Source organism: Enterobacter cloacae complex sp. 370H10 (assembly GCF_050031535.1).
Taxonomy (GTDB): Bacteria; Pseudomonadota; Gammaproteobacteria; order Enterobacterales; family Enterobacteriaceae; genus Enterobacter; species Enterobacter intestinihominis.
The window spans coordinates 4,928,449-4,952,025 of the sequence record NZ_JBLGWG010000001.1; the positions used below are offsets into that span (position 1 = coordinate 4,928,449).

The 23,577-nt window shown below is 54.5% G+C and carries 15 protein-coding genes, 2 tRNA genes and 3 rRNA genes; 6 read left to right on the forward strand and 14 right to left on the reverse strand.

The genetic code is table 11. The features are described from left to right. Positions 1-111: 111 nt before the first annotated feature. The 3 genes from bcsE to bcsG are packed head-to-tail and all read left to right on the forward strand — an operon-like array spanning position 112 to position 3,537. Positions 112-1,674, forward strand: a complete 1,563-nt coding sequence (bcsE, locus tag ACQG2Q_RS24330; RefSeq protein ID WP_063850335.1) for a cellulose biosynthesis c-di-GMP-binding protein BcsE — start codon at positions 112-114, stop codon at positions 1,672-1,674. After that, complete coding sequence (gene bcsF / locus ACQG2Q_RS24335) at positions 1,671-1,865, forward strand: cellulose biosynthesis protein BcsF (protein WP_022649733.1); 195 nt, start codon at positions 1,671-1,673, stop codon at positions 1,863-1,865. The genes bcsE and bcsF overlap by 4 nt, the downstream gene beginning before the upstream one ends. Continuing rightward, positions 1,858-3,537: a cellulose biosynthesis protein BcsG gene (gene bcsG, locus ACQG2Q_RS24340; protein WP_023298844.1), complete on the forward strand. Its 1,680-nt coding sequence runs from the start codon at positions 1,858-1,860 to the stop codon at positions 3,535-3,537. The genes bcsF and bcsG overlap by 8 nt, the downstream gene beginning before the upstream one ends. A 33-nt stretch (positions 3,538-3,570) precedes the next feature. Here the strand turns inward: bcsG and birA are convergent, their stop codons facing one another. From birA to pepQ, 11 genes are all read right to left on the reverse strand, one after another. Next, positions 3,571-4,533, reverse strand: coding sequence for a bifunctional biotin--[acetyl-CoA-carboxylase] ligase/biotin operon repressor BirA (gene birA / locus ACQG2Q_RS24345; RefSeq protein ID WP_003861169.1), 963 nt, complete (start codon positions 4,531-4,533; stop codon positions 3,571-3,573). Next, positions 4,530-5,558: a UDP-N-acetylmuramate dehydrogenase gene (murB, locus tag ACQG2Q_RS24350; protein WP_063850333.1), complete on the reverse strand. Its 1,029-nt coding sequence runs from the start codon at positions 5,556-5,558 to the stop codon at positions 4,530-4,532. Before murB ends, birA begins: the two co-directional genes overlap by 4 nt. Positions 5,559-5,692: 134 nt before the next feature. Further along, a 5S ribosomal RNA gene (gene rrf / locus ACQG2Q_RS24355) occupies positions 5,693-5,808 on the reverse strand. A 71-nt stretch (positions 5,809-5,879) separates the two neighbouring features. Next, a 23S ribosomal RNA gene (locus tag ACQG2Q_RS24360) occupies positions 5,880-8,785 on the reverse strand. A gap of 170 nt (positions 8,786-8,955) precedes the next feature. Further along, positions 8,956-9,031, reverse strand: a tRNA-Ala gene (locus tag ACQG2Q_RS24365). Positions 9,032-9,136: 105 nt separating this feature from the next. Then, positions 9,137-9,213: transfer RNA gene (locus ACQG2Q_RS24370), tRNA-Ile, on the reverse strand. A gap of 70 nt (positions 9,214-9,283) precedes the next feature. Further along, positions 9,284-10,825 (reverse strand): 16S ribosomal RNA (locus tag ACQG2Q_RS24375). The 16S, 23S and 5S rRNA genes sit together here with 2 tRNA genes alongside, the layout of an rRNA operon. A gap of 350 nt (positions 10,826-11,175) precedes the next feature. Then, positions 11,176-11,721, reverse strand: a complete 546-nt coding sequence (gene hemG / locus ACQG2Q_RS24380; protein ID WP_022649736.1) for a menaquinone-dependent protoporphyrinogen IX dehydrogenase — start codon at positions 11,719-11,721, stop codon at positions 11,176-11,178. Positions 11,722-11,731: 10 nt separating this feature from the next. Further along, positions 11,732-13,183: a Trk system potassium transporter TrkH gene (gene trkH / locus ACQG2Q_RS24385; RefSeq protein WP_022649737.1), complete on the reverse strand. Its 1,452-nt coding sequence runs from the start codon at positions 13,181-13,183 to the stop codon at positions 11,732-11,734. A gap of 41 nt (positions 13,184-13,224) precedes the next feature. After that, positions 13,225-13,839 carry an IMPACT family protein gene (locus tag ACQG2Q_RS24390; protein WP_063850297.1) on the reverse strand — a complete coding sequence of 205 codons (615 nt, stop codon included), beginning with the start codon at positions 13,837-13,839 and terminating at the stop codon, positions 13,225-13,227. Next, on the reverse strand, positions 13,839-15,170 hold the full coding sequence (gene pepQ, locus ACQG2Q_RS24395) for a Xaa-Pro dipeptidase (protein ID WP_022649738.1): 1,332 nt from the start codon (positions 15,168-15,170) through the stop codon (positions 13,839-13,841). The genes ACQG2Q_RS24390 and pepQ overlap by 1 nt, the downstream gene beginning before the upstream one ends. A 190-nt stretch (positions 15,171-15,360) precedes the next feature. Between pepQ and fadB the strand changes: the two genes are divergently transcribed. Beyond that, on the forward strand, positions 15,361-17,550 hold the full coding sequence (gene fadB, locus ACQG2Q_RS24400; RefSeq protein ID WP_046620364.1) for a fatty acid oxidation complex subunit alpha FadB: 2,190 nt from the start codon (positions 15,361-15,363) through the stop codon (positions 17,548-17,550). 9 nt (positions 17,551-17,559) lie between these two features. Beyond that, positions 17,560-18,723 carry an acetyl-CoA C-acyltransferase FadA gene (gene fadA / locus ACQG2Q_RS24405; protein ID WP_000416981.1) on the forward strand — a complete coding sequence of 388 codons (1,164 nt, stop codon included), beginning with the start codon at positions 17,560-17,562 and terminating at the stop codon, positions 18,721-18,723. A gap of 189 nt (positions 18,724-18,912) precedes the next feature. Here fadA and glyS read toward each other — a convergent pair whose 3' ends face one another. The 3 genes from glyS to ACQG2Q_RS24420 all read right to left on the reverse strand — a co-directional run bounded on the left by glyS (position 18,913) and on the right by ACQG2Q_RS24420 (position 22,369). Further along, complete coding sequence (gene glyS, locus ACQG2Q_RS24410; protein WP_063850295.1) at positions 18,913-20,982, reverse strand: glycine--tRNA ligase subunit beta; 2,070 nt, start codon at positions 20,980-20,982, stop codon at positions 18,913-18,915. Positions 20,983-20,991: 9 nt separating this feature from the next. Then, positions 20,992-21,903 carry a glycine--tRNA ligase subunit alpha gene (gene glyQ / locus ACQG2Q_RS24415; protein WP_003860141.1) on the reverse strand — a complete coding sequence of 304 codons (912 nt, stop codon included), beginning with the start codon at positions 21,901-21,903 and terminating at the stop codon, positions 20,992-20,994. 160 nt (positions 21,904-22,063) lie between these two features. Continuing rightward, positions 22,064-22,369 carry a YsaB family lipoprotein gene (locus tag ACQG2Q_RS24420; RefSeq protein WP_022649742.1) on the reverse strand — a complete coding sequence of 102 codons (306 nt, stop codon included), beginning with the start codon at positions 22,367-22,369 and terminating at the stop codon, positions 22,064-22,066. A 184-nt stretch (positions 22,370-22,553) separates the two neighbouring features. Between ACQG2Q_RS24420 and ACQG2Q_RS24425 the strand changes: the two genes are divergently transcribed. Then, positions 22,554-23,549 carry an acyltransferase gene (locus ACQG2Q_RS24425; protein WP_023298849.1) on the forward strand — a complete coding sequence of 332 codons (996 nt, stop codon included), beginning with the start codon at positions 22,554-22,556 and terminating at the stop codon, positions 23,547-23,549. The last annotated feature ends 28 nt before the right edge of the window (positions 23,550-23,577 follow it).

Genomic DNA, 23,577 nt, shown 5'->3' on the forward strand with positions numbered 1-23,577 from the left:
AATTTCATTTACATGCTAAATCTGATGTTCTTTAATTTCAATGTTAGGTTTATTTCTACGCTTTCGCTAGTAAACTGAGAGACATAGAAATTCGACGAAAAGAGGGACACCGTGGACTCCATATTTTCTATTGGCATCCAGTCATTATGGGACGAATTGCGCCACATGCCAGTCGGAGGAGTCTGGTGGGTTAATACGGATCGTAATGAAGATGCCATCAGTCTGGTAAACCAGACGATAGCGGCGCAGGGTAAGGATTACCGCGTGGCCGTCATTACGATGGGCGATGAGCCAAAGTCAATCATCAGGCTCGAAACTGACCGTGGACCCCAGACAGTACGATTATTTTCCATGCCAGCGGAGGCCGACAGTTTATACTTTTTGCCCCGCGATATTCAGTGCTCTATTGTTCCTGAACACTATTTACTGATTCTTAAATGTTCTCAAAACGGTCTACAAAATATCCCGTCTGAAAAACTGCTGAAATGGCTGGGAAGAATCAGCAGATGGGCAAAAAATCAAAATTGCACCTTATTGGTTGTTAACCCGGGCAGTAATAACGACAAACTTTTTTCACTTTTAATGAGTGAATACCGTTCCCTCTATGGCCTGGCCAGTATTCGTGTCCAGACTGACAGCCATCTTTACGACGTGGCTTTCTGGTGCAATGAAAAAGGGGTGAGCTCCCGACTGCAGTTTACCCTCAAAAATGTCGGGGACGAGTGGCATCTTGCTCAACAGGAAGAGACGGTGGTTCAGCCACGCAGTGATGAAAAGCGCGTTCTGAGTCATATTGCGGTACTGGAAGGTGCGCCTGCACTGTCTGAGCACTGGTCACTATTCGAAACCAACGAGGCCTTATTTGATGAGGCGCGCACCACGCAGGCGGCGACCATTATCTTCTCGTTGATCCAGAATAACCAAATCGAAACGCTGGCACGGCACATTCACACATTACGTCGCCAGCGCGGCAGCGCGTTAAAAATCGTGGTACGTGAAAATAATACCAGCCTGCGCGCCACCGATGAGCGCTTATTACTGGGCTGCGGCGCGAATATGGTCATTCCCTGGAATGCTCCCCTGTCGCGCTGTCTGACGCTGATCGAAAGCATTCAGGGCCAGCAGTTTAATCGATATGTTCCGGAAGATATCAGCACCCTGCTTTCAATGACGCAGCCGATGAAACTGCGCGGCTACCAGAAATGGGACACCTTCTGCGATGCGGTGGGCAACATGATGAGCAATACGCTTTTACCGGCAGACGGAAAAGGGGTGATGGTTGCCCTGCGTCCTGTGCCGGGCATTCGCGTTGAGCAGGCGCTCACCTTGTGCCGCCCTAATCGTATCGGGGATATCATGACCATTGGCGATAATCGCCTGGTGCTGTTCCTCTCCTTCTGTCGGGTGAACGATCTGGATACCGCCCTGAACCATATCTTCCCGCTGCCTACCGGGGATATTTTCTCGAACCGCATGGTCTGGTTTGAAGATAATTTGATCAGCGCTGAGCTTGTCCAGATGCGAGCCCTGGCACCTGAAAAATGGGCCAAACCGTTGCCTGTAACAAGTGGTGCCAAACCGGTTCTGAACGCGAAACATGATGGGCACGTATGGCGTCGGGTTCCTGAGCCGCTACGCTTAATGGATGAGAACAAGGAGAGCGTTCCATTATGAATATCAGCGATATCATCCAACTGGTTGTTCTGTGCGCGCTGATTTTTTTGCCGCTTGGCTACTATGCACGCCATTCCCTGCGCCGTATTCGCGATACGATCAGATTACTGTTCGTCAAACCTCGCTATATTAAACCCGCCGGAACACTGACTCGCGCTTCAAACGTCAAGGCAAACCGAAAACATGACTAATTCTACCTATACCTCTTCAGCGCCATCGCCACTCTGGCAATACTGGCGCGGTCTGTCCGGCTGGAATTTCTACTTTCTGGTGAAGTTTGGTCTGCTGTGGGCAGGCTATCTTAATTTCCACCCGCTGCTTAATCTGGTGTTTATGGCATTCCTGCTGATGCCAATCCCGAACCTCAGGCTGCACCGTATACGTCACTGGATTGCTATCCCTATCGGTTTCGCCCTGTTCTGGCATGATACCTGGCTACCCGGCCCCGAAAGCATTATGAGCCAGGGCTCCCAGGTCGCAGGTTTCAGTGCGGACTATATGCTCGATCTGGTTGAGCGCTTTATTAACTGGCAGATGATTGGCGCGGTATTTGTCCTGCTGGTTGCCTGGCTGTTCCTGTCTCAGTGGATCCGGGTGACGGTGTTTGTCGTCGCGATTATGATCTGGCTAAACGTACTGACGCTGACGGGCCCGAGCTTCTCGCTGTGGCCAGCCGGTCAGCCGACGACAACCGTAACCACCACGGGCGGTTCCGCCGCCGCTACCGTCGCGACAGCAGGGGATACGCCTGTGGTTGGGGATATTCCAGCGCAGACGGCACCGCCGACATCTACGAACCTGAACGCGTGGCTCTCCAGTTTTTACGCTGCGGAAGATAAGCGTCAGACGAAATTCCCGGACGCGCTGCCTGCCGATGCTCAGCCGTTTGAGTTGCTGGTCATTAACATCTGTTCTCTGTCCTGGGCTGACGTTGACGCGGCTGGTTTGATGTCGCACCCGCTGTGGTCGCATTTCGATATTCAGTTCAAAGACTTCAACTCGGCCACGTCGTACAGCGGCCCGGCGGCTATCCGCCTGCTGCGCGCGAGCTGTGGGCAGCCCTCGCATAAGAACCTCTACCAGCCGGCAGCTAACCAGTGTTACCTGTTTGATAACCTGGCAAAACTGGGCTTTACCCAACACCTGATGATGGGCCATAACGGTCAGTTCGGTAACTTCCTGAAAGAAGTGCGTGAACAGGGTGGCATGCAGGCCCCACTGATGGACCAGAAAGGGCTGCCAGTGACGTTACTGGGCTTCGATGGCTCGCCGGTCTATGACGATACCGCCGTACTTCAGCGCTGGTTCGACACCGTCGGTAAAGAGGAAGGGACGCGTAGCGCGACGTTCTATAATACGCTGCCGCTTCACGACGGGAACCATTATCCGGGCGTAAGCAAAACGGCCGATTACAAGGCCCGTGCGCAGAAGTTCTTTGACGAGCTGAACGCGTTCTTTAACGAGCTGGAAAAATCAGGTCGTAAAGTGATGGTGGTGGTGGTCCCGGAACATGGTGGAGCGCTGAAAGGCGACAGGATGCAGGTGTCTGGTCTGCGCGATATCCCAAGCCCGTCCATCACAAATGTTCCGGCCGGGATTAAGTTCTTTGGCATGAAGGCACCGCATCAGGGCGCGCCAGTTGAGATCACCCAGCCAAGCAGCTATCTGGCCATCTCGGAACTGGTTGCTCGCGCTGTAGACGGTAAGCTGTTTGTGGAAGATAGCGTGAACTGGGATCAACTCACCAGCGGGCTGCCGCAGACGGCGGAGGTATCGGAAAACGCCAATGCGGTGGTGATCCAGTATCAGAATAAGCCTTATGTCCGACTGAATGCCGGGGATTGGGTGCCGTATCCGCAGTGACCTGCTACACCCTCTCCCCCTGTGGGGAGAGGGTTACTCTGCACTTCGTAACGAAATTTCACCGCCCACCCAGGGCTTAATCACGCCATCCTGTTCAAGCAGCAACGCGCCCTGCGCGTCAATGCCGCGTGATGTGCCGTAAATCTCTTTATCCCCAATCAGCAGCTTCACCGGTCGGTTAATAAAGTTATCCAGCTTTTCCCAGCGGGAAAGGAATGGCGCTAACCCCTCTTGTTCAAAGAGCGTCAGCGAACTACGCAACTCATTGATCATGCGGACGGCAAGCGTATTGCGATCGATGGTGATCCCCGCTTCCTGTAGGTTGGTCCAGGCCTGGTTCACGACATCGTTCTGCACGTTTCGCATCACCATGTTCAGCCCCGCCCCAATGACGATCTGTGCGGCATCGCCTGTTTTTCCTGTCAGTTCGACCAGGATCCCCGCCAGCTTTCGATCGTTGAGATACAGATCGTTGGGCCATTTTACCCGCACCTGATCGGCACCCAAATCATGCAGCACCTCTGCCATCACAATGCCGATGACCAGGCTCAGCCCGATGGCCGCAGCTGGCCCCTGTTCAAGCCGCCAGTACATGGAAAGGTAGAGGTTGGCGCCAAATGGCGAAAACCACTTACGCCCCCGGCGGCCACGTCCTGCCTGTTGGTACTCGGCAACGCAGGCATCACCGGATTTCAGCTCGCTCAGGCGATCCAGCAGATACTGGTTCGTCGAATCAATGACCGGCAATACCGCGACGTTACCGTGTCCAATCTGGCTGCGGATGATCTCTTCATTCAGTAACTGGATTGGTTCCGGCAGGCTGTAGCCTTTTCCCGGCACCGTAAACACATCCACGCCCCAGTCGCGGAGCGTTTGAATATGTTTATTGATGGCAGCGCGGCTCATGCCCAGCTGTTCGCCCAGCTGCTCGCCAGAATGAAACTCGCCATCAGCAAGAATACCGATGAGAGTTAACGGAATAGTATTGTCCTTCACGCAATGGTCTCCACGGCATTCACTTCGCCCGTTCGGCCAATAAAGCGAACTTCAGGCTCCAGCCAGACGTTAAATTTTTCGCCCACACGCTGGCGAACATGATGCGCCAGGTTGACGACATCCTCACTTGTCGCGTTGGACTGATTGATCAGCACCAGTGCCTGCTGACGATGAACAGCAGCGCCACCGAGCGTAGTACCTTTTAATTCACATTGATCGATAAGCCAGCCTGCGGCCAGCTTCACGCTGCCATCCGCCTGAGGATAATGCGGGGCCGTTGGCCAGCCAGCGAGAAACGCTTTCGCATTTTCGCTGCCGATCACCGGATTTTTGAAGAAACTGCCCGCATTTCCGTTAACTTTCGGGTCCGGTAGCTTGGTCATTCGCATGTGGCAAACGGAATCAAAAACCTCACGCGGTGTGACGGTAGCCGGATCGAGACGGGCCAGATCGCCGTAAGTCAGAACGGGTTTCCATGCTTTCGCCAGACGCAGGCCAACGGCCACAATGACAAAACGATCCTGATAGTCGTGCTTGAAAATGCTGTCGCGATAGCCAAAACGGCACTGCTCTGCGGTTAAGCGTTGAGCATTTCCCGTAGCCAGTTCGATGCAGTCGACATATTCGCAGACGTTTTTCAGTTCAATGCCGTAGGCGCCGATGTTTTGAATAGGAGATGATCCTGCACAGCCCGGGATGAGGGCCAGGTTTTCCAGTCCGGGCATCCCTTTTTCAAGGGTATATTGCACCAGATGGTGCCAGTTTTCGCCAGCACCCACGTGTAAATGCCAGCTGTCAGCGCTCTCTTTACGCTCAATCCCCATGATGCGATTAACGATTACCGTCCCCGCAAAATCATCGAGAAACAGGACATTACTTCCTTCGCCCAGAATAAGTACGGGTTCACCGTTTTCTGTTGCGTTTTGCCAGGCATTCAGCAACTGCTGAGCACTGTCGGCACATACAATTTGATTAGCATTCCGTTGAATACCAAAGGTATTCCAGGGCTTAAGGGAGTGATTCATAGACGCTATCCTGATGCAAAAACCGGGATAGTTTACCGTATATACGAAGGGATGGGTGATTAGTTTATGGAAAGGAAGCAGGTGCAGAAACGCAAAAAGGCCATCCTTGCGGATGGCCTCTTCACTTGTTTGATGCCTGGCAGTTCCCTACTCTCACATGGGGAGACCCCACACTACCATCGGCGCTACGGCGTTTCACTTCTGAGTTCGGCATGGGGTCAGGTGGGACCACCGCGCTAAAGCCGCCAGGCAAATTCTGTTAATCTGTATCAGGCTGAAAATCGTGTCTGTCTCTCTTCGCCAAAACAGCTTCGGCGTTGTAAGGTTAAGCCTCACGGTTCATTAGTATCGGTTAGCTCAACGCATCGCTGCGCTTACACACCCGACCTATCAACGTCGTCGTCTTCAACGTTCCTTCAGGAGACTTAAAGTCTCAGGGAGAACTCATCTCGGGGCAAGTTTCGTGCTTAGATGCTTTCAGCACTTATCTTTTCCGCATTTAGCTACCGGGCAGTGCCATTGGCATGACAACCCGAACACCAGTGATGCGTCCACTCCGGTCCTCTCGTACTAGGAGCAGCCCCCCTCAATTCTCCAGCGCCCACGGCAGATAGGGACCGAACTGTCTCACGACGTTCTAAACCCAGCTCGCGTACCACTTTAAATGGCGAACAGCCATACCCTTGGGACCTACTTCAGCCCCAGGATGTGATGAGCCGACATCGAGGTGCCAAACACCGCCGTCGATATGAACTCTTGGGCGGTATCAGCCTGTTATCCCCGGAGTACCTTTTATCCGTTGAGCGATGGCCCTTCCATTCAGAACCACCGGATCACTATGACCTGCTTTCGCACCTGCTCGCGCCGTCACGCTCGCAGTCAAGCTGGCTTATGCCATTGCACTAACCTCCTGATGTCCGACCAGGATTAGCCAACCTTCGTGCTCCTCCGTTACTCTTTGGGAGGAGACCGCCCCAGTCAAACTACCCACCAGACACTGTCCGCAACCCGGATTACGGGTCTACGTTAGAACACCAGCCATTAAAGGGTGGTATTTCAAGGTTGGCTCCACGCAGACTGGCGTCCACGCTTCAAAGCCTCCCACCTATCCTACACATCAAGGACCAGTGTTCAGTGTCAAGCTATAGTAAAGGTTCACGGGGTCTTTCCGTCTTGCCGCGGGTACACTGCATCTTCACAGCGAGTTCAATTTCACTGAGTCTCGGGTGGAGACAGCCTGGCCATCATTACGCCATTCGTGCAGGTCGGAACTTACCCGACAAGGAATTTCGCTACCTTAGGACCGTTATAGTTACGGCCGCCGTTTACCGGGGCTTCGATCAAGAGCTTCGCGTTGCCGCTAACCCCATCAATTAACCTTCCGGCACCGGGCAGGCGTCACACCGTATACGTCCACTTTCGTGTTTGCACAGTGCTGTGTTTTTAATAAACAGTTGCAGCCAGCTGGTATCTTCGACTGATTTCAGCTCCGCCCGCAGGGGCTTCACCTACCTATCAGCGTGCCTTCTCCCGAAGTTACGGCACCATTTTGCCTAGTTCCTTCACCCGAGTTCTCTCAAGCGCCTTGGTATTCTCTACCTGACCACCTGTGTCGGTTTGGGGTACGATTTCGTGTTACCTGATGCTTAGAGGCTTTTCCTGGAAGCAGGGCATTTATCACTTCAGCACCGTAGTGCCTCGTCATCACACCTCAGCGTTAATAAGGTACCGGATTTACCTGGAACCTCCGCCTACATGCTTAAACCGGGACAACCGTCGCCCGGCTGACATAGCCTTCTCCGTCCCCCCTTCGCAGTAACACCAAGTACAGGAATATTAACCTGTTTCCCATCGACTACGCCTTTCGGCCTCGCCTTAGGGGTCGACTCACCCTGCCCCGATTAACGTTGGACAGGAACCCTTGGTCTTCCGGCGAGCGGGCTTTTCACCCGCTTTATCGTTACTTATGTCAGCATTCGCACTTCTGATACCTCCAGCACCCCTCACAGGACACCTTCAACGGCTTACAGAACGCTCCCCTACCCAACAACGCATAAGCGTCGCTGCCGCAGCTTCGGTGCATGGTTTAGCCCCGTTACATCTTCCGCGCAGGCCGACTCGACCAGTGAGCTATTACGCTTTCTTTAAATGATGGCTGCTTCTAAGCCAACATCCTGGCTGTCTGTGCCTTCCCACATCGTTTCCCACTTAACCATGACTTTGGGACCTTAGCTGGCGGTCTGGGTTGTTTCCCTCTTCACGACGGACGTTAGCACCCGCCGTGTGTCTCCCGTGATAACATTCTTCGGTATTCGTAGTTTGCATCGGGTTGGTAAGCCGGGATGGCCCCCTAGCCGAAACAGTGCTCTACCCCCGAAGATGAGTTCACGAGGCGCTACCTAAATAGCTTTCGGGGAGAACCAGCTATCTCCCGGTTTGATTGGCCTTTCACCCCCAGCCACAGGTCATCCGCTAATTTTTCAACATTAGTCGGTTCGGTCCTCCAGTTAGTGTTACCCAACCTTCAACCTGCCCATGGCTAGATCACCGGGTTTCGGGTCTATACCCTGCAACTTAACGCCCAGTTAAGACTCGGTTTCCCTTCGGCTCCCCTATACGGTTAACCTTGCTACAGAATATAAGTCGCTGACCCATTATACAAAAGGTACGCAGTCACCCCATAAAGAGGCTCCCACTGCTTGTACGTACACGGTTTCAGGTTCTTTTTCACTCCCCTCGCCGGGGTTCTTTTCGCCTTTCCCTCACGGTACTGGTTCACTATCGGTCAGTCAGGAGTATTTAGCCTTGGAGGATGGTCCCCCCATATTCAGACAGGATACCACGTGTCCCGCCCTACTCTTCGAGTTCACAGCAAGTGTGCTTTCGTGTACGGGACTATCACCCTGTACCGTCGGACTTTCCAGACCGTTCCACTAACACACAAGCTGATTCAGACTCCGGGCTGCTCCCCGTTCGCTCGCCGCTACTGGGGGAATCTCGGTTGATTTCTTTTCCTCGGGGTACTTAGATGTTTCAGTTCCCCCGGTTCGCCTCGTTAACCTATGTATTCAGTTAACGATAGTGCAACGGATTGCACTGGGTTTCCCCATTCGGACATCGCCGGGTCAAAGGTTCATATCACCTCGCCGGCGCTTTTCGCAGATTAGCACGTCCTTCATCGCCTCTGACTGCCAGGGCATCCACCGTGTACGCTTAGTCGCTTAACCTCACAACCCGAAGATGTTTCACTTCTGATTGCGAAAATTTGAGAGACTCGAACACACATGAGCTGTGTGTCGTTTCAATTTTCAGCTTGATCCAGATTTTTAAAGAGCAAAACTTCGCAGTGCACCTTTTCAGGTTCACTCTGAAGTTTTCTTGTGTTCGCAGTAAAGGATGGTGGAGCTATGCGGGATCGAACCGCAGACCTCCTGCGTGCAAGGCAGGCGCTCTCCCAGCTGAGCTATAGCCCCATCGTAGTTATCTCTCTACCGGTAATTTTTGTTGAGGCAAGGCGTGGTGACACGAAGCATACTCAGGTATGTGAGTGTCGCCGCAACGCAGCATCAGCAAAAATTTGGTAGGCCTGAGTGGACTTGAACCACCGACCTCACCCTTATCAGGGGTGCGCTCTAACCACCTGAGCTACAAGCCTGCAGAGATTTTTTACTGCTGTTTTTCATCAGACAATCTGTGTGGACACTACAAAGGCAGGTTCTTTAAGGTAAGGAGGTGATCCAACCGCAGGTTCCCCTACGGTTACCTTGTTACGACTTCACCCCAGTCATGAATCACAAAGTGGTAAGCGCCCTCCCGAAGGTTAAGCTACCTACTTCTTTTGCAACCCACTCCCATGGTGTGACGGGCGGTGTGTACAAGGCCCGGGAACGTATTCACCGTGGCATTCTGATCCACGATTACTAGCGATTCCGACTTCATGGAGTCGAGTTGCAGACTCCAATCCGGACTACGACGCACTTTATGAGGTCCGCTTGCTCTCGCGAGGTCGCTTCTCTTTGTATGCGCCATTGTAGCACGTGTGTAGCCCTACTCGTAAGGGCCATGATGACTTGACGTCATCCCCACCTTCCTCCAGTTTATCACTGGCAGTCTCCTTTGAGTTCCCGGCCTAACCGCTGGCAACAAAGGATAAGGGTTGCGCTCGTTGCGGGACTTAACCCAACATTTCACAACACGAGCTGACGACAGCCATGCAGCACCTGTCTCAGAGTTCCCGAAGGCACCAATCCATCTCTGGAAAGTTCTCTGGATGTCAAGAGTAGGTAAGGTTCTTCGCGTTGCATCGAATTAAACCACATGCTCCACCGCTTGTGCGGGCCCCCGTCAATTCATTTGAGTTTTAACCTTGCGGCCGTACTCCCCAGGCGGTCGACTTAACGCGTTAGCTCCGGAAGCCACGCCTCAAGGGCACAACCTCCAAGTCGACATCGTTTACGGCGTGGACTACCAGGGTATCTAATCCTGTTTGCTCCCCACGCTTTCGCACCTGAGCGTCAGTCTTTGTCCAGGGGGCCGCCTTCGCCACCGGTATTCCTCCAGATCTCTACGCATTTCACCGCTACACCTGGAATTCTACCCCCCTCTACAAGACTCTAGCCTGCCAGTTTCGAATGCAGTTCCCAGGTTGAGCCCGGGGATTTCACATCCGACTTGACAGACCGCCTGCGTGCGCTTTACGCCCAGTAATTCCGATTAACGCTTGCACCCTCCGTATTACCGCGGCTGCTGGCACGGAGTTAGCCGGTGCTTCTTCTGCGGGTAACGTCAATCGACAGGGTTATTAACCCTGTCGCCTTCCTCCCCGCTGAAAGTACTTTACAACCCGAAGGCCTTCTTCATACACGCGGCATGGCTGCATCAGGCTTGCGCCCATTGTGCAATATTCCCCACTGCTGCCTCCCGTAGGAGTCTGGACCGTGTCTCAGTTCCAGTGTGGCTGGTCATCCTCTCAGACCAGCTAGGGATCGTCGCCTAGGTGAGCCGTTACCCCACCTACTAGCTAATCCCATCTGGGCACATCCGATGGCAAGAGGCCCGAAGGTCCCCCTCTTTGGTCTTGCGACGTTATGCGGTATTAGCTACCGTTTCCAGTAGTTATCCCCCTCCATCAGGCAGTTTCCCAGACATTACTCACCCGTCCGCCACTCGTCAGCGAAGCAGCAAGCTGCTTCCTGTTACCGTTCGACTTGCATGTGTTAGGCCTGCCGCCAGCGTTCAATCTGAGCCATGATCAAACTCTTCAATTTAAGTTTGATGCTCGTGAATTAAACTTCGTAATGAATTACGTGTTCACTCAGAGACTTGGTATTCATTTTTCGTCCGAGGACGTTAAGAATCCATGTCACTTTGAGTGCCCACACAGATTGTCTGATAAATTGTTAAAGAGCAGTGCCGCTACGTTTTCGCTGCGGCGCGGGGTGTGCATATTACGCTTCCCCGCTTCAGAGTCAAGCGTTTATTTTGCTTTTCTCTGCTGACCCGGCGGCTTGCGTGCCGTTGTTCCGTGTCAGTGGAGGCGCATTATAGGGAGTTCTTCTGAAGTGACAAGCACTAAATACAAAAAACTTTTCGTTCGCTCACTTTTCAAACTCAACGCTTATTTAACCCGCGAATCGTCCGTTAAACGTGCAATTTCACGGGCAAAACTGGCCACTTGATCCCAGTCGGTATAAACCACTTCTTTACGCGTATCCGTTTCCCCGCCCGTCATCTTCATGATCAGGCGGATCATAAAGCGGTCATACCAGCGGTAACGCGGGTAACGCAGCGCGCCCGCAAAGACAGAACAGATATCGGGCTGCCATGGCGAGCTCAGCAAAAACTTGCGCGTATAGCTGTTAGTCTGCGGTGTACGCTTCTCTGCTTTACGGGCAACCAGGTTGACCGAGTAAAACGCGCCGGGCAGCTTAGCGAGCTCCGCCGTATGCTTTTTCACAAAGCGATCCAGCGCCGGATGGAAATGACCGTAACGAATTGAAGCGCCAATGACCACACGGTCGTAATCCTGCCAGGCAATCTGTTCAGTGCGATTCAGGTTCACCACATCAGAATAAATGCCCAGCTCTTTGAGTTCAGAAGCCAGATATGAAGCAATCTCACGCGTTTGCCCATCACGCGTTGAGAATAGAATTAACGTTTTCACCAATGTCTCCTTACTCACGCCAGAATGTTGGGGTAAACAGCACCAGCAGCGTAAAGACCTCAAGACGACCAAACAGCATATTGGCGATTAAGATCCACTTTGCCACCGGGTTCATACTGGCGAAATTATCCGCCACGACACCCAGCCCCGGCCCCAGGTTGTTTAACGTTGCCACCACAGAGGCGAAGGCAGAGAAATCATCCACGCCCGTGGCGATAATCGCCAGCATACTGACAATAAAGACCAGCGCATAAGCGGAGAAGAATCCCCACACCGCTTCGAGGATACGCTCCGGCAGTGCACGATTGCCCAGCTTGATGCTGTAAACCGCATTCGGGTGGACGAGACGTTTAAGTTCACGGTTCCCCTGCTTGAACAGCAGCAGAATACGGATCACCTTCAGGCCACCGCCCGTCGACCCGGCACAGCCGCCGATAAACGCAGAGCACAACAGCAGCACCGGCAGGAACAGCGGCCAACGCGCAATACTGTCCGTGGTGAAACCGGCGGTTGTCGCCATCGATACCACCTGGAAGAAGGCCTGGTTCAGGGTCGTGACCGCCGAGTTATAGACATCGTGGAACCATAGTACCAGGGTACAGATGATCACCAGGGTCAACTGGACGCCAATAAACATCCGGAATTCCGGGTCGCGCCAGTACACCTTCAGGCTCCGGCCGCTAAGCAACGAGAAGTGTAGACCGTAGTTACAGCCTGAGATCAGCAAAAAGATGGCAATGATGGTATTGATCGTCGGGCTGTCGAAGTACCCAACGCTGGCATCGTGGGTGGAGAACCCGCCGATAGCGATAGTGGCAAAGCTGTGCCCGATGGCATCAAACGCAGGCATCCCGGCAAACCACAGCGCCAGCGCGCAGGCCACCGTCAGCAGGACATAAATAAGCCAAAGGGTTTTCGCCGTCTCCGCAATACGCGGGCGCATCTTGTTATCTTTCAACGGGCCAGGCATTTCAGCCCGGTAAAGCTGCATCCCCCCGACGCCCAGAATCGGCAGGATAGCCACCGCCAGCACGATGATCCCCATACCGCCGAACCACTGGAGCATCTGCCGGTAAAAGAGAATTGCATGCGGGAGTGAATCCAGCCCCACAAGCGTGGTGGCCCCGGTGGTCGTTAATCCGGAGAACGATTCAAAAAACGCATCCGTGACGGTGAGATTCGGTTGTTCAGAGAAGATAAACGGCAGCGCACCCACGCTTCCCAGTACCGTCCAGAACAGGACCACGATCAGAAAACCCTCCCGGGATTTCAGTTCACCTTTCTCACGGCGGTTTGGCCACCACAGCAGGGAGCCAATCGTCAGCGCGACAAAAAAGGTTTGCGTAAATGCACGCCCCGCGCCGTCCCGGTAGATGAGCGCCACCAGTCCGGGAATGATCATTGTCCCGGAGAAAAGTATGACCAGCAATCCAACGATTCGGGTAATGGCACGAAAATGCATCTCTGCCGCTTCCTTAGGTATTCAAAATTGTGAGGTGGGGATTATTCTTCAATCGGCAGTAATTGCAATGAACCGCGACTAAAATCAGCGAGTTTTGCTGAAAAAGCAGCCAGTTCCGCCTGAGGAAGCGCCACGCGTAATTTCACCATTGCCTGATAATCACTGTGTGCGATGACGCCGTTAAACTGTTTAAGCAGTGCTTCGATACCCGATAGCTGGGCGTAATCGCATAACAAAGTATATTCCGTAAGTGGCGTTTTGCGGGTTGTTATCAGCAGATTAAGCGCCTGCTGGACACCCCCTCCGTAGGCTTTAACCAGCCCTCCGGTGCCTAACAAAATGCCCCCGTAGTAGCGGACCACGACGGCGGTGATTTCACCCACGCCGCTGCCCATCAACTGGGATAGCATCGGTTTTCCGGCCGTACCCGCCGGTTCACCGTCGTCAGAAAACCCGAGCTGCTGTGAGTCGTCTGGCGGCCCTGCGACCCACGCCACACAGTGATGGCGGGCATCGGGGTGCTGCGCGCGGACGGACTCGACGAACGCCTTCGCCGCCTCCACGCCGTCAGTATGCGCCAACAGCGTGATAAAGCGGCTTTTCTTGATTTCCTCAACAAAGGTGACCGGCTCGGCCGGTATCAGCCAGCTTTCCATCAGGCCAGCTTCAGATCTCGCGTCATGTTCTCAATGCTGTTCTCGTGAATAACCACATTATCCTCGATACGAATGCCGCCAAACGGCTTCAGCGCTTCAATTTTCTCCCAGTTGAAGTGCTTGCTGAACTGCCCTTCGCGCCACGGCGCCAGCAGGGATTCAATAAAGTAGATACCCGGCTCGATGGTCAATACCATACGCGGCGCCAGAACGCGGGTGCAGCGCAGATAAGGATATTTAGACGGTGCCGCCAGGTGCGTACCGGTATCATCCTGCATAAAGCCCGCGACGTCATGAACCTGTAAACCCAGCGGGTGGCCGATACCGTGCGGCATAAATGGCCCGGTCAAATCGTTCTCAACCATCGCCTCTTCGCTCATGTCTTTGACAATCTGATGCTTACGCAGCAGTTTAGCGATGCGCTGATGGAACTGGATGTGATAATCCACGTAGCTGGTTCCGGCCTTCATGGTGCCAATCAGCGCCAGCTGTTCGTCGTTCACGTCTTTGATCAATTGCGCAAAATCAGTATCCGCATTCGCCGCCCAGGTACGGGTCAGGTCTGCCGCATAGCCATTGTACTCAGCCCCCGCGTCCAACAGGAAGCTGCGCATCTCAGCCGGAACCTGATGATCCAGTTTGGTGTAGTGCAGAACCGAGGCATGTTCATTCAGCGCCACGATGTTGCTGTAAGGCACGTCGGTATCGCGGTGGCCGGTCGCCGTCAGGTAGGCCTGATTGATATCGAACTCGCTCATACCGGACTGGAACGCTTCGTGCGCCGCACGGTGGCCATTCACCGCCGTTTTTTGCGCTTCACGCATGCAGTAAAGTTCGTAGTCGGTCTTGTAGGCGCGATAGTAGTGCAGATAATCCAGCACGCCTTTCGGGTTGAGTTTATCTGCCGGAATATCCAGACCCAGCGCACGCTCAGGAACCGGACCAATGTAGCCGATGTTCCCACGCGCCGCTGGCAACTGGCTGCCAATGCCGTCTGCTTTTGGCAGCGCAATCACGTCAATTTCTTCGGTCCAGAATGAGGTCGGCAGCGGCTCCACGTTGTGCCAGTAATCGACCGGCAGGTAGAACCACAGTTTCGGCTTGTTCACGCCATCCACCAGCAGCCAGCAATTTGGAACCTGCGTGACAGGCACCCAGGCTTTAAACTGCGGGTTAACCTTGAAGGGATAAGCGTGGTCATCAAGAAAAGTATTCATCAGCTCGCCGGAGTGGATCAGCAGGGCATCCAGCTTGAAGCGGGCCAGTACATCGCGGGTACGTTCCTGTAGGGTAACGATATGATTTTTATAAAGCGAAGCCAGTGAGTCCATCATTCTTCCTTTCGTTTTTTTGACCTCAAGTCATCGCATCTTAGCACACCTCACTCCGGCTGCGTGATTTCCACCGACCGTGATCAGCGCAGCAATTTCTTAATGACTAATTTGCATTTTATTAACATAAATTCCACACTCCGTTTCATCTGGTATGACCAGATCCAATTGCTGGATTCAGGAGACCGACATGCTCTACAAAGGCGACACCCTGTACGTAGACTGGCTGGAAGATGGCATTGCCGAACTGGTGTTCGATGCCCCCGGCTCAGTGAACAAGCTTGATACCGCGACGGTGGCCAGTCTTGGCCAGGCGCTGGATGTACTTGAAAAGCAATCAGATTTAAAAGGGCTGCTGCTGCGCTCCAACAAAGCGGCCTTTATCGTTGGCGCGGATATCACCGAATTCCTGTCGCTGTTCCTGGTGCCCGAAGAACAGCTGAGCCAGTGGCTGCACTTTGCGAACAGCGTCTTTAATCGTCTGGAAGATCTGCCTGTCCCGACCCTTTCTGCCGTTAACGGTTACGCGCTGGGCGGCGGCTGCGAATGCGTGTTAGCCACTGATTACCGTCTGGCGACCCCAGACCTGCGCATCGGCCTGCCGGAAACCAAACTGGGCATTATGCCGGGCTTTGGTGGCTCGGTGCGTATGCCGCGCATGTTGGGTGCCGACAGCGCGCTGGAAATCATTGCCGCAGGTAAAGATGTCGGCGCGGAACAGGCGCAGAAAATCGGTCTGGTGGACGGCGTGGTTAAGCCTGAAAAACTGATTGAAGGCGCTGTCGCCATACTGCGTCAGGCGATTAACGGCGATCTCGACTGGAAAGCCAAACGTCAGCCAAAGCTGGAGCCGTTGAAGCTCAGCAAAATTGAAGCCACCATGAGCTTCACCATCGCCAAGGGCATGGTGATGCAGACGGCGGGTAAACACTACCCGGCGCCGATCACGGCGGTGAAAACCATTGAAGCGGCAGCCCGTCTGGGCCGTGATGAAGCCCTGAAGCTGGAAAACCAGAGCTTTGTCCCGCTGGCGCACACCAACGAAGCCCGCGCGCTGGTTGGTATCTTCCTTAACGATCAGTTTGTGAAGGGCAAAGCCAAACAACTCACCAAAAACGTTGAAACGCCAAAACACGCGGCGGTACTCGGCGCGGGCATTATGGGTGGCGGCATCGCCTACCAGTCTGCCTGGAAAGGCGTGCCGGTAGTGATGAAAGACATCAACGAGAAATCCCTGACGCTGGGCATGACCGAAGCGGCCAAGCTGCTGAATAAACAGCTTGAGCGCGGCAAAATTGACGGTCTGAAGCTTGCAGGCGTGATCTCCACCATCCAGCCAGTACTGGAATACAGCGGTTTCGACCGTGTGGACGTGGTGGTTGAAGCGGTCGTCGAGAACCCGAAAGTGAAAAAAGCGGTGCTGGCCGAAACCGAAGACAAGGTACGTCCGGAAACCGTGCTGGCCTCTAACACCTCCACCATTCCTATCAGCGAACTGGCGAGCGTACTGAAGCGTCCGGAAAACTTCTGCGGGATGCACTTCTTTAACCCGGTACATCGCATGCCGCTGGTCGAAGTGATCCGTGGGGAAAAAACCTCCGACGAAACCATCGCCAAAGTGGTGGCGTGGGCGAGCAAGATGGGCAAAACGCCAATCGTCGTTAACGACTGCCCGGGCTTCTTCGTTAACCGCGTGCTGTTCCCGTACTTCGCCGGTTTCAGCCAGCTGCTGCGCGACGGCGCAGACTTCCGCAAAATCGACAAAGTGATGGAAAAACAGTTCGGCTGGCCGATGGGCCCGGCGTACCTGCTGGACGTTGTCGGCATCGACACTGCCCATCACGCGCAGGCGGTGATGGCGGCGGGCTTCCCGCAGCGCATGCAGAAAGATTATCGCGACGCCATTGACGCCCTGTTCGACGCCAACCGCTTTGGGCAGAAAAACGGTCTGGGCTTCTGGCGCTATAAAGAAGACAGCAAAGGCAAACCGAAGAAAGAAGAAGATCCGGCGGTGGATGGCCTGCTGGCCGACGTCAGTCAGCCAAAACGCGACTTCACTGACGATGAGATCATCGCCCGGATGATGATCCCGATGATCAACGAAGTAGTGCGTTGCCTCGAAGAAGGCATTATCGCCAGCCCGGCAGAAGCGGATATGGCGCTGGTGTACGGCCTCGGCTTCCCTCCGTTCCACGGCGGCGCGTTCCGTTGGCTGGATACGCTCGGCAGCGCTCGCTATCTCGATATGGCTCAGCAATATCAGCACCTCGGTCCGCTTTATGAGGTGCCGGAAGGTCTGCGTAACAAAGCGCGCCATAACGAACCCTACTATCCAGCAGTTGAGCCAGCCCGTCCGGCTGGCACGCTGAAAACGGCTTAAGGAGTCACAATGGAAAAGGTTGTCATTGTTGATGCAATTCGCACCCCGATGGGCCGTTCAAAAGGCGGTGCATTCCGTAACGTGCGTGCGGAAGATCTCTCGGCGCACCTGATGCGTAGCCTGCTGGCGCGTAACCCGGCGCTGGACCCTGCTGCGCTGGACGATATTTACTGGGGCTGCGTCCAGCAGACGCTGGAGCAGGGTTTCAACATCGCCCGTAACGCGTCTCTGCTGGCGGAGATCCCGCATTCGGTTCCGGCGGTCACCGTCAACCGTCTTTGCGGTTCGTCGATGCAGGCGCTGCACGACGCGGCACGGATGATCATGACCGGCGATGCGCAGGCCTGTCTGGTGGGCGGCGTGGAGCACATGGGCCACGTGCCGATGAGCCACGGGGTCGATTTCCATCCGGGCATGAGCCGTAACGTGGCGAAAGCCGCCGGTATGATGGGCCTGACCGCCGAGATGCTCTCCCGTCTGCACGGCATCAGCCGTGAAATGCAGGATGCCTTTGCCGCGCGCTCGCATGCCCGCGCCTGGGCCGCCACGCAGTCTGGTGCCTTTAAGAATGAGATCATCCCAACCGGCGGTCACGACGCAGACGGCGTACTGAAGCAGTTCAGCTACGACGAAGTTATCCGTCCTGAAACCACTGTTGAAGCGCTTTCTACCCTGCGTCCGGCGTTTGATCCGGTCACCGGCACGGTAACGGCGGGCACCTCGTCTGCCCTGTCCGACGGTGCCGCCGCCATGTTAGTGATGAGCGAAAGCCGCGCCCGCGAATTAGGCCTGACGCCACGCGCCCGCGTGCGTTCGATGGCAGTCGTGGGCTGCGATCCTTCCATCATGGGTTACGGTCCGGTCCCGGCGTCAAAACTGGCGCTGAAAAAAGCGGGGCTGAGCGCAAGTGATATCGACCTCTTTGAGATGAACGAAGCGTTCGCCGCGCAGATCCTGCCGTGCATTAAAGATCTGGGGCTGATGGATCAGATCGACGAGAAAATTAACCTCAATGGCGGCGCGATAGCCCTCGGTCACCCGCTGGGCTGCTCCGGGGCGCGTATCAGCACCACGCTGATCAACCTGATGGAACGCAAAGATGCCCAGTTCGGACTGGCGACGATGTGTATCGGGTTGGGTCAGGGGATCGCGACGGTGTTTGAGAGAGTGTAAATGTAAATAAGGAAAAGTATCTTAAAGCCAATGACGTCAGAACAAGGCGGCAAGCGAGCGAATCCCGATGAGCTTACATTAGTAAGTGATTCGGGTGAACGAGCGCAGCCAACGCAGTTATGGCGCCATTGGCGAAGAGAGACAGTTTAGTTGCCGTTCTTCCCGCCTGTCAGGGGCGGGTTTTTTACATTATTGCAGCAGCGAAATATCCGCCACGCGCAGGAACAGCTCACGCAGTTTCTCAAGCATCGAGAGACGGTTAATACGCAGCTCTTTATCTTCCACATTCACCATCACCTTCTCGAAGAAGGCATCGATGACGTCACGTAGCTCCGCCAGCTCCACCAGTGCTTCCTGGTAGCGACCTTCCGCGAAATACGGCTCCAGCTTGTCGCGTAGCACCACAACCTGCATCGCCAGAGAAATCTCTTCCGGCTCTTTCAGGGTTGCAGCGTTTACGCGTTCGTTCAGCGTCTCGTCGGATTTCGCGAGGATGTTGGATACACGCTTGTTGGCCGCGGCCAGCGCAGACGCCGCTTCCAGCGTACGGAAGTGGGATACCGCCTTCATACGCGCATCGAAATCTGCCGGACGGGTCGGACGACGCGCCAGCACCGCCTGAATGGTATCAACGGAGTAACCTTCGTCCTGATACCACGCGCGGAAACGACCGAGCATAAAGTCGATAACATCATCCACAACCTTCGCGTTGGTCAGCTTATCGCCGTACAGACGGACCGCTTCTTCGGTCAGCGTTTGCAGATCGAGATTGAGGTTCTTCTCTACGATGATGCGCAGCACGCCCAGCGCAGCACGACGCAGCGCAAACGGGTCTTTGTCGCCTTTCGGATGCTGACCGATACCGAAGATACCCGCCAGGGTGTCCATCTTATCGGCAATCGCCACGGCGCAGGCAACCGGGTTAGACGGCAGATCGTCACCGGCAAAGCGCGGCTGATACTGCTCGTTCAGGGCCACAGCCACGTCTTCCGCTTCGCCGTCATGACGCGCGTAGTGCATGCCCATCACGCCCTGGGTGTCGGTAAATTCGAACACCATGTTGGTCATCAGGTCGCACTTGGAGAGCAGGCCCGCGCGGGTAGCGTGGTTAACGTCGGCGCCAATTTCACGGGCAATCCAGCCGGACAGCTCCGCGATACGGTCAGTCTTGTCGCGCAGCGTACCCAGCTGCTGCTGGAAGAGTACGGTTTGCAGACGCGGCAGGTTATCTTCCAGACGTTTTTTACGGTCGGTGTTGAAGAAGAACTCGGCGTCCGCCAGACGTGGACGCACCACTTTCTCGTTACCGGAGATAATCTGGCTCGGATCTTTCGATTCGATGTTCGCGACGAAGATGAAGTTTGGCAGCAGCTGGCCGTCGTTGGCGTAAACCGGGAAGTACTTTTGGTCACCCTTCATGGTGTACACCAGCGCTTCAGCCGGAACGGCCAGGAATTTCTCTTCGAATTTCGCGGTCAGCACAACCGGCCATTCGACCAGAGAGGTCACTTCTTCCAGCAGGCTATCGCTCAGATCGGCATTACCGCCAATTTTGCGCGCCGCTTCTTCGGCGTCAGCTTTGATTTTGGCTTTACGCTGTTTGTAGTCAGCAATGACCTTACCGCGCTCCAGCAGGATCTGCGGGTACTGATCAGCATTGTCGATGGTGAACTCCGGCTCGCCCATAAAGCGATGGCCGCGGATCACGCGATCGGACGCCACGCCCAGAATGGTCGCCGGAATAACGGTATCGCCCAGCAGCAGGGTCACGGTGTGAACCGGACGCACAAAGTGTACGTCAGACGCGCCCCAGCGCATCAGCTTAGGAATCGGCAGCTTAGCCAGCGAGGTCGCAATCATATCTGGCAGCAGCGCTTCCGCGCTTTCGCCTTTCACATGGGCACGATACAGCAGCCATTCACCTTTGTCGGTGGTCAGACGTTCGGCCTGATCGACGGTGATACCGCAGCCGCGAGCCCAGCCTTCAGCCGCTTTGCTCGGCTTGCCTTCCGCGTCGAACGCCTGGGCAATGGCCGGGCCACGTTTTTCAACTTCGCGATCCGGCTGAGACGCCGCCAGATTTGCCACTTTCAGCGCCAGACGACGCGGCGCAGCAAACCACTCAATTTTACCGTGCGCCAGGCCAGCGTTATCCAGCTCAGCAGTGACGTTCGCAGCGAAAGATTCAGCCAGGCTGCGCAGGGCTTTTGGTGGCAGCTCTTCAGTGCCGATTTCCACCAGGAAAGTTTTCTCAGACATGGCCGCCTCTTATTTGTTTCGGTTGCACATCGGGAAGCCAAGGGCTTCACGGGACGCGTAGTAAGCTTCAGCAACGGCTTTGGTCAGGGTACGAATACGCAGAATGTAGCGCTGACGTTCAGTCACGGAGATCGCTTTGCGGGCATCCAGCAGGTTGAAGCTGTGGGCAGCCTTCAGAATACGCTCGTAGGCAGGCAGCGGCAGCGGAGTCTCCAGCGCCAGCAGCTGCTGGGCTTCTTTCTCGTACTGCTCGAAGCAGGTGAACAGGAAGTCCACGTCCGCGTATTCGAAGTTATAGGTGGATTGCTCCACTTCGTTCTGATGGAACACGTCGCCGTAGGTGGTTTTACCCAGCGGGCCGTCGCTCCAGACCAGGTCGTAAACGCTGTCTACGCCCTGAATGTACATGGCCAGACGTTCCAGACCATAGGTGATTTCGCCGGTGATCGGTTTACATTCCAGACCGCCAACCTGCTGGAAGTAGGTGAACTGGGTCACTTCCATGCCGTTCAGCCACACTTCCCAACCCAGACCCCAGGCACCCAGCGTTGGGTTTTCCCAGTTATCTTCCACGAAACGAATGTCGTGAATGGTCGGATCCATACCCAGCTCTTTCAGTGACCCGAGGTACAGTTCCTGAATGTTGTCGGGTGATGGCTTAATCACCACCTGGAACTGATAGTAGTGCTGCAAACGGTTCGGGTTTTCGCCGTAACGGCCATCGGTCGGACGACGGGATGGCTGAACATAGGCGGTCGCCATTGGCTCTGGCCCTAACGCGCGCAGGCTGGTCATCGGGTGTGAGGTGCCTGCGCCAACTTCCATGTCCAAAGGTTGAACAATGGTGCAGCCCTGACGAGCCCAGTAATCCTGTAAGGTCAGGATCAGGCCCTGGAAGGTCTTGGTATCAAACTTTTGCATAGTATTTCGTGCTGGATACGTGTGGTTTTAAATGGAAGGGATCAGTATACCCGCTGGCTGCAAGATATACAGTACGAAACGGGGTTGTTTAGGGAAAATTGGGGAATAAGCCCTACAGCCAGAACCTGCGAAGGCTCTGGTTGCTGCTTATACGAGCAATTTAGCGCATTGAGAGATGTAAAAACTGGCCGTCTGCATCAAAAGAGCAGACAAAGCCCTCTTTACGCGCCGTATAGCCTTTCAGTTCATAGCTGCCCTGAAAGCGCTCGAAGCCGTTAATATGAATTTTCTGTGCTTCGGAATTATAGCGGTGAGCCGCCTGATCCCTGCACAGCTGTTCCATATTCAGGGAACGCTCCGGGCTCATTTTCCCCTGCTGCGCTTTTTGGACTGGAGCCTCCTGAGAAGCACTGCACCCTGCTAATAAAAGCAGCAGAAAGAGTGACGCCCCACGCTTCATCATCATTTTTATTACCGCCCTGGTCAGTGGCTGTTATTTTTAGTAGCAACACGTTTATAGATTAATGTTCAACATTCTGCGAATCTCGCCAGCTCCCGACAAGACAGCCTGGCTAAACTCAGAATTTTCCAAGGGAAAAGTTTTACGCAATCGCAGTCACACTTTCTTTATCAGGAATACAGAGGAACTGATGCAGTCAAAAATTAACTGGATTGATAACCTGCGGGGAATAGCCTGTCTGATGGTGGTGATGATCCACACTACGACCTGGTATGTCACGAACGCGCACAGTATCAGCCCTGTTAACTGGGATGTCGCCAATATTCTGAACTCAGCCTCACGCGTGAGCGTCCCGCTGTTCTTTATGATTTCCGGTTTTCTCTTTTTTGGCGAGCGCAGCGCGCAGCCGAGACATTTCATCCGTATTGTCTCCTGTTTGCTGTTTTACAGCGCCATTTCGCTGCTCTATATCATCCTGTTCACTTCAATTAACGCTGAACGTTCCCTGCTCAATTTGTTGCAAAAACCGGTGTTCTATCATCTGTGGTTTTTCTTCGCGATAATGGTTATCTATCTGGTTTCGCCGTTAATTCAGGTAAAAAACGTTAGCGGTAAAATGCTGCTGGCCTTGATGGTAATAATCGGGATCGTGGCAAACCCGAATACCGTCTCACAGAAAATTGATGGCTTTGAATGGCTGCCCGTTAACCTCTATATCAACGGCGATACGTTTTATTACGTGCTGTACGGCATGCTGGGGCGCGCCATCGGCATGATGGAGACGCAAAAGCGAGGAATAAACTGGCTTTGCGCGGCAGCATTTATCGCCGGTGTGTTTATTATCTCTCGAGGGACGCTGCACGAGCTGCAATGGCGCGGAAACTTTGCCGATACCTGGTATCTCTACTGCGGGCCGATGGTCTTTATCTGCGCGGTTTCGCTGCTGACCCTGGTTAAAAACACCCTGAATGCCCGCCCGCTTCCGGTGCTGGGGTTTATCTCTCGCCACTCGCTGGGCATTTACGGTTTTCACGCGCTGGTGATCCACGCCCTGCGCACCCGCGGCGTTGAGCTTAAAAGCTGGCCGGTGCTGGATATTGTCTGGATATTTACCGTTACGCTGGTTGTCAGCCTGCTGCTCTCAATGCTGCTGCAACGCATCGATACACGCAGGTTTGTGAGCTAACCCGGTTGAAGGCTGGCAGGCCGGGTAA

Bases quoted from the DNA above. Each gene is read 5' to 3' on its own strand.
- fadB (WP_046620364.1), top strand. From the start codon at position 15,361: ATGCTCTACAAAGGCGACACCCTGTACGTAGACTGGCTGGAAGATGGC.
- pepQ (WP_022649738.1), bottom strand. From the start codon at position 15,170: ATGGACTCACTGGCTTCGCTTTATAAAAATCATATCGTTACCCTACAG.
- murB (WP_063850333.1), bottom strand. From the start codon at position 5,558: ATGAATCACTCCCTTAAGCCCTGGAATACCTTTGGTATTCAACGGAAT.
- bcsG (WP_023298844.1), top strand. From the start codon at position 1,858: ATGACTAATTCTACCTATACCTCTTCAGCGCCATCGCCACTCTGGCAA.
- trkH (WP_022649737.1), bottom strand. From the start codon at position 13,183: ATGCATTTTCGTGCCATTACCCGAATCGTTGGATTGCTGGTCATACTT.
- ACQG2Q_RS24390 (WP_063850297.1), bottom strand. From the start codon at position 13,839: ATGGAAAGCTGGCTGATACCGGCCGAGCCGGTCACCTTTGTTGAGGAA.
- glyQ (WP_003860141.1), bottom strand. From the start codon at position 21,903: ATGCAAAAGTTTGATACCAAGACCTTCCAGGGCCTGATCCTGACCTTA.
- ACQG2Q_RS24425 (WP_023298849.1), top strand. From the start codon at position 22,554: ATGCAGTCAAAAATTAACTGGATTGATAACCTGCGGGGAATAGCCTGT.
- ACQG2Q_RS24420 (WP_022649742.1), bottom strand. From the start codon at position 22,369: ATGATGATGAAGCGTGGGGCGTCACTCTTTCTGCTGCTTTTATTAGCA.
- glyS (WP_063850295.1), bottom strand. From the start codon at position 20,982: ATGTCTGAGAAAACTTTCCTGGTGGAAATCGGCACTGAAGAGCTGCCA.
- fadA (WP_000416981.1), top strand. From the start codon at position 17,560: ATGGAAAAGGTTGTCATTGTTGATGCAATTCGCACCCCGATGGGCCGT.
- bcsF (WP_022649733.1), top strand. From the start codon at position 1,671: ATGAATATCAGCGATATCATCCAACTGGTTGTTCTGTGCGCGCTGATT.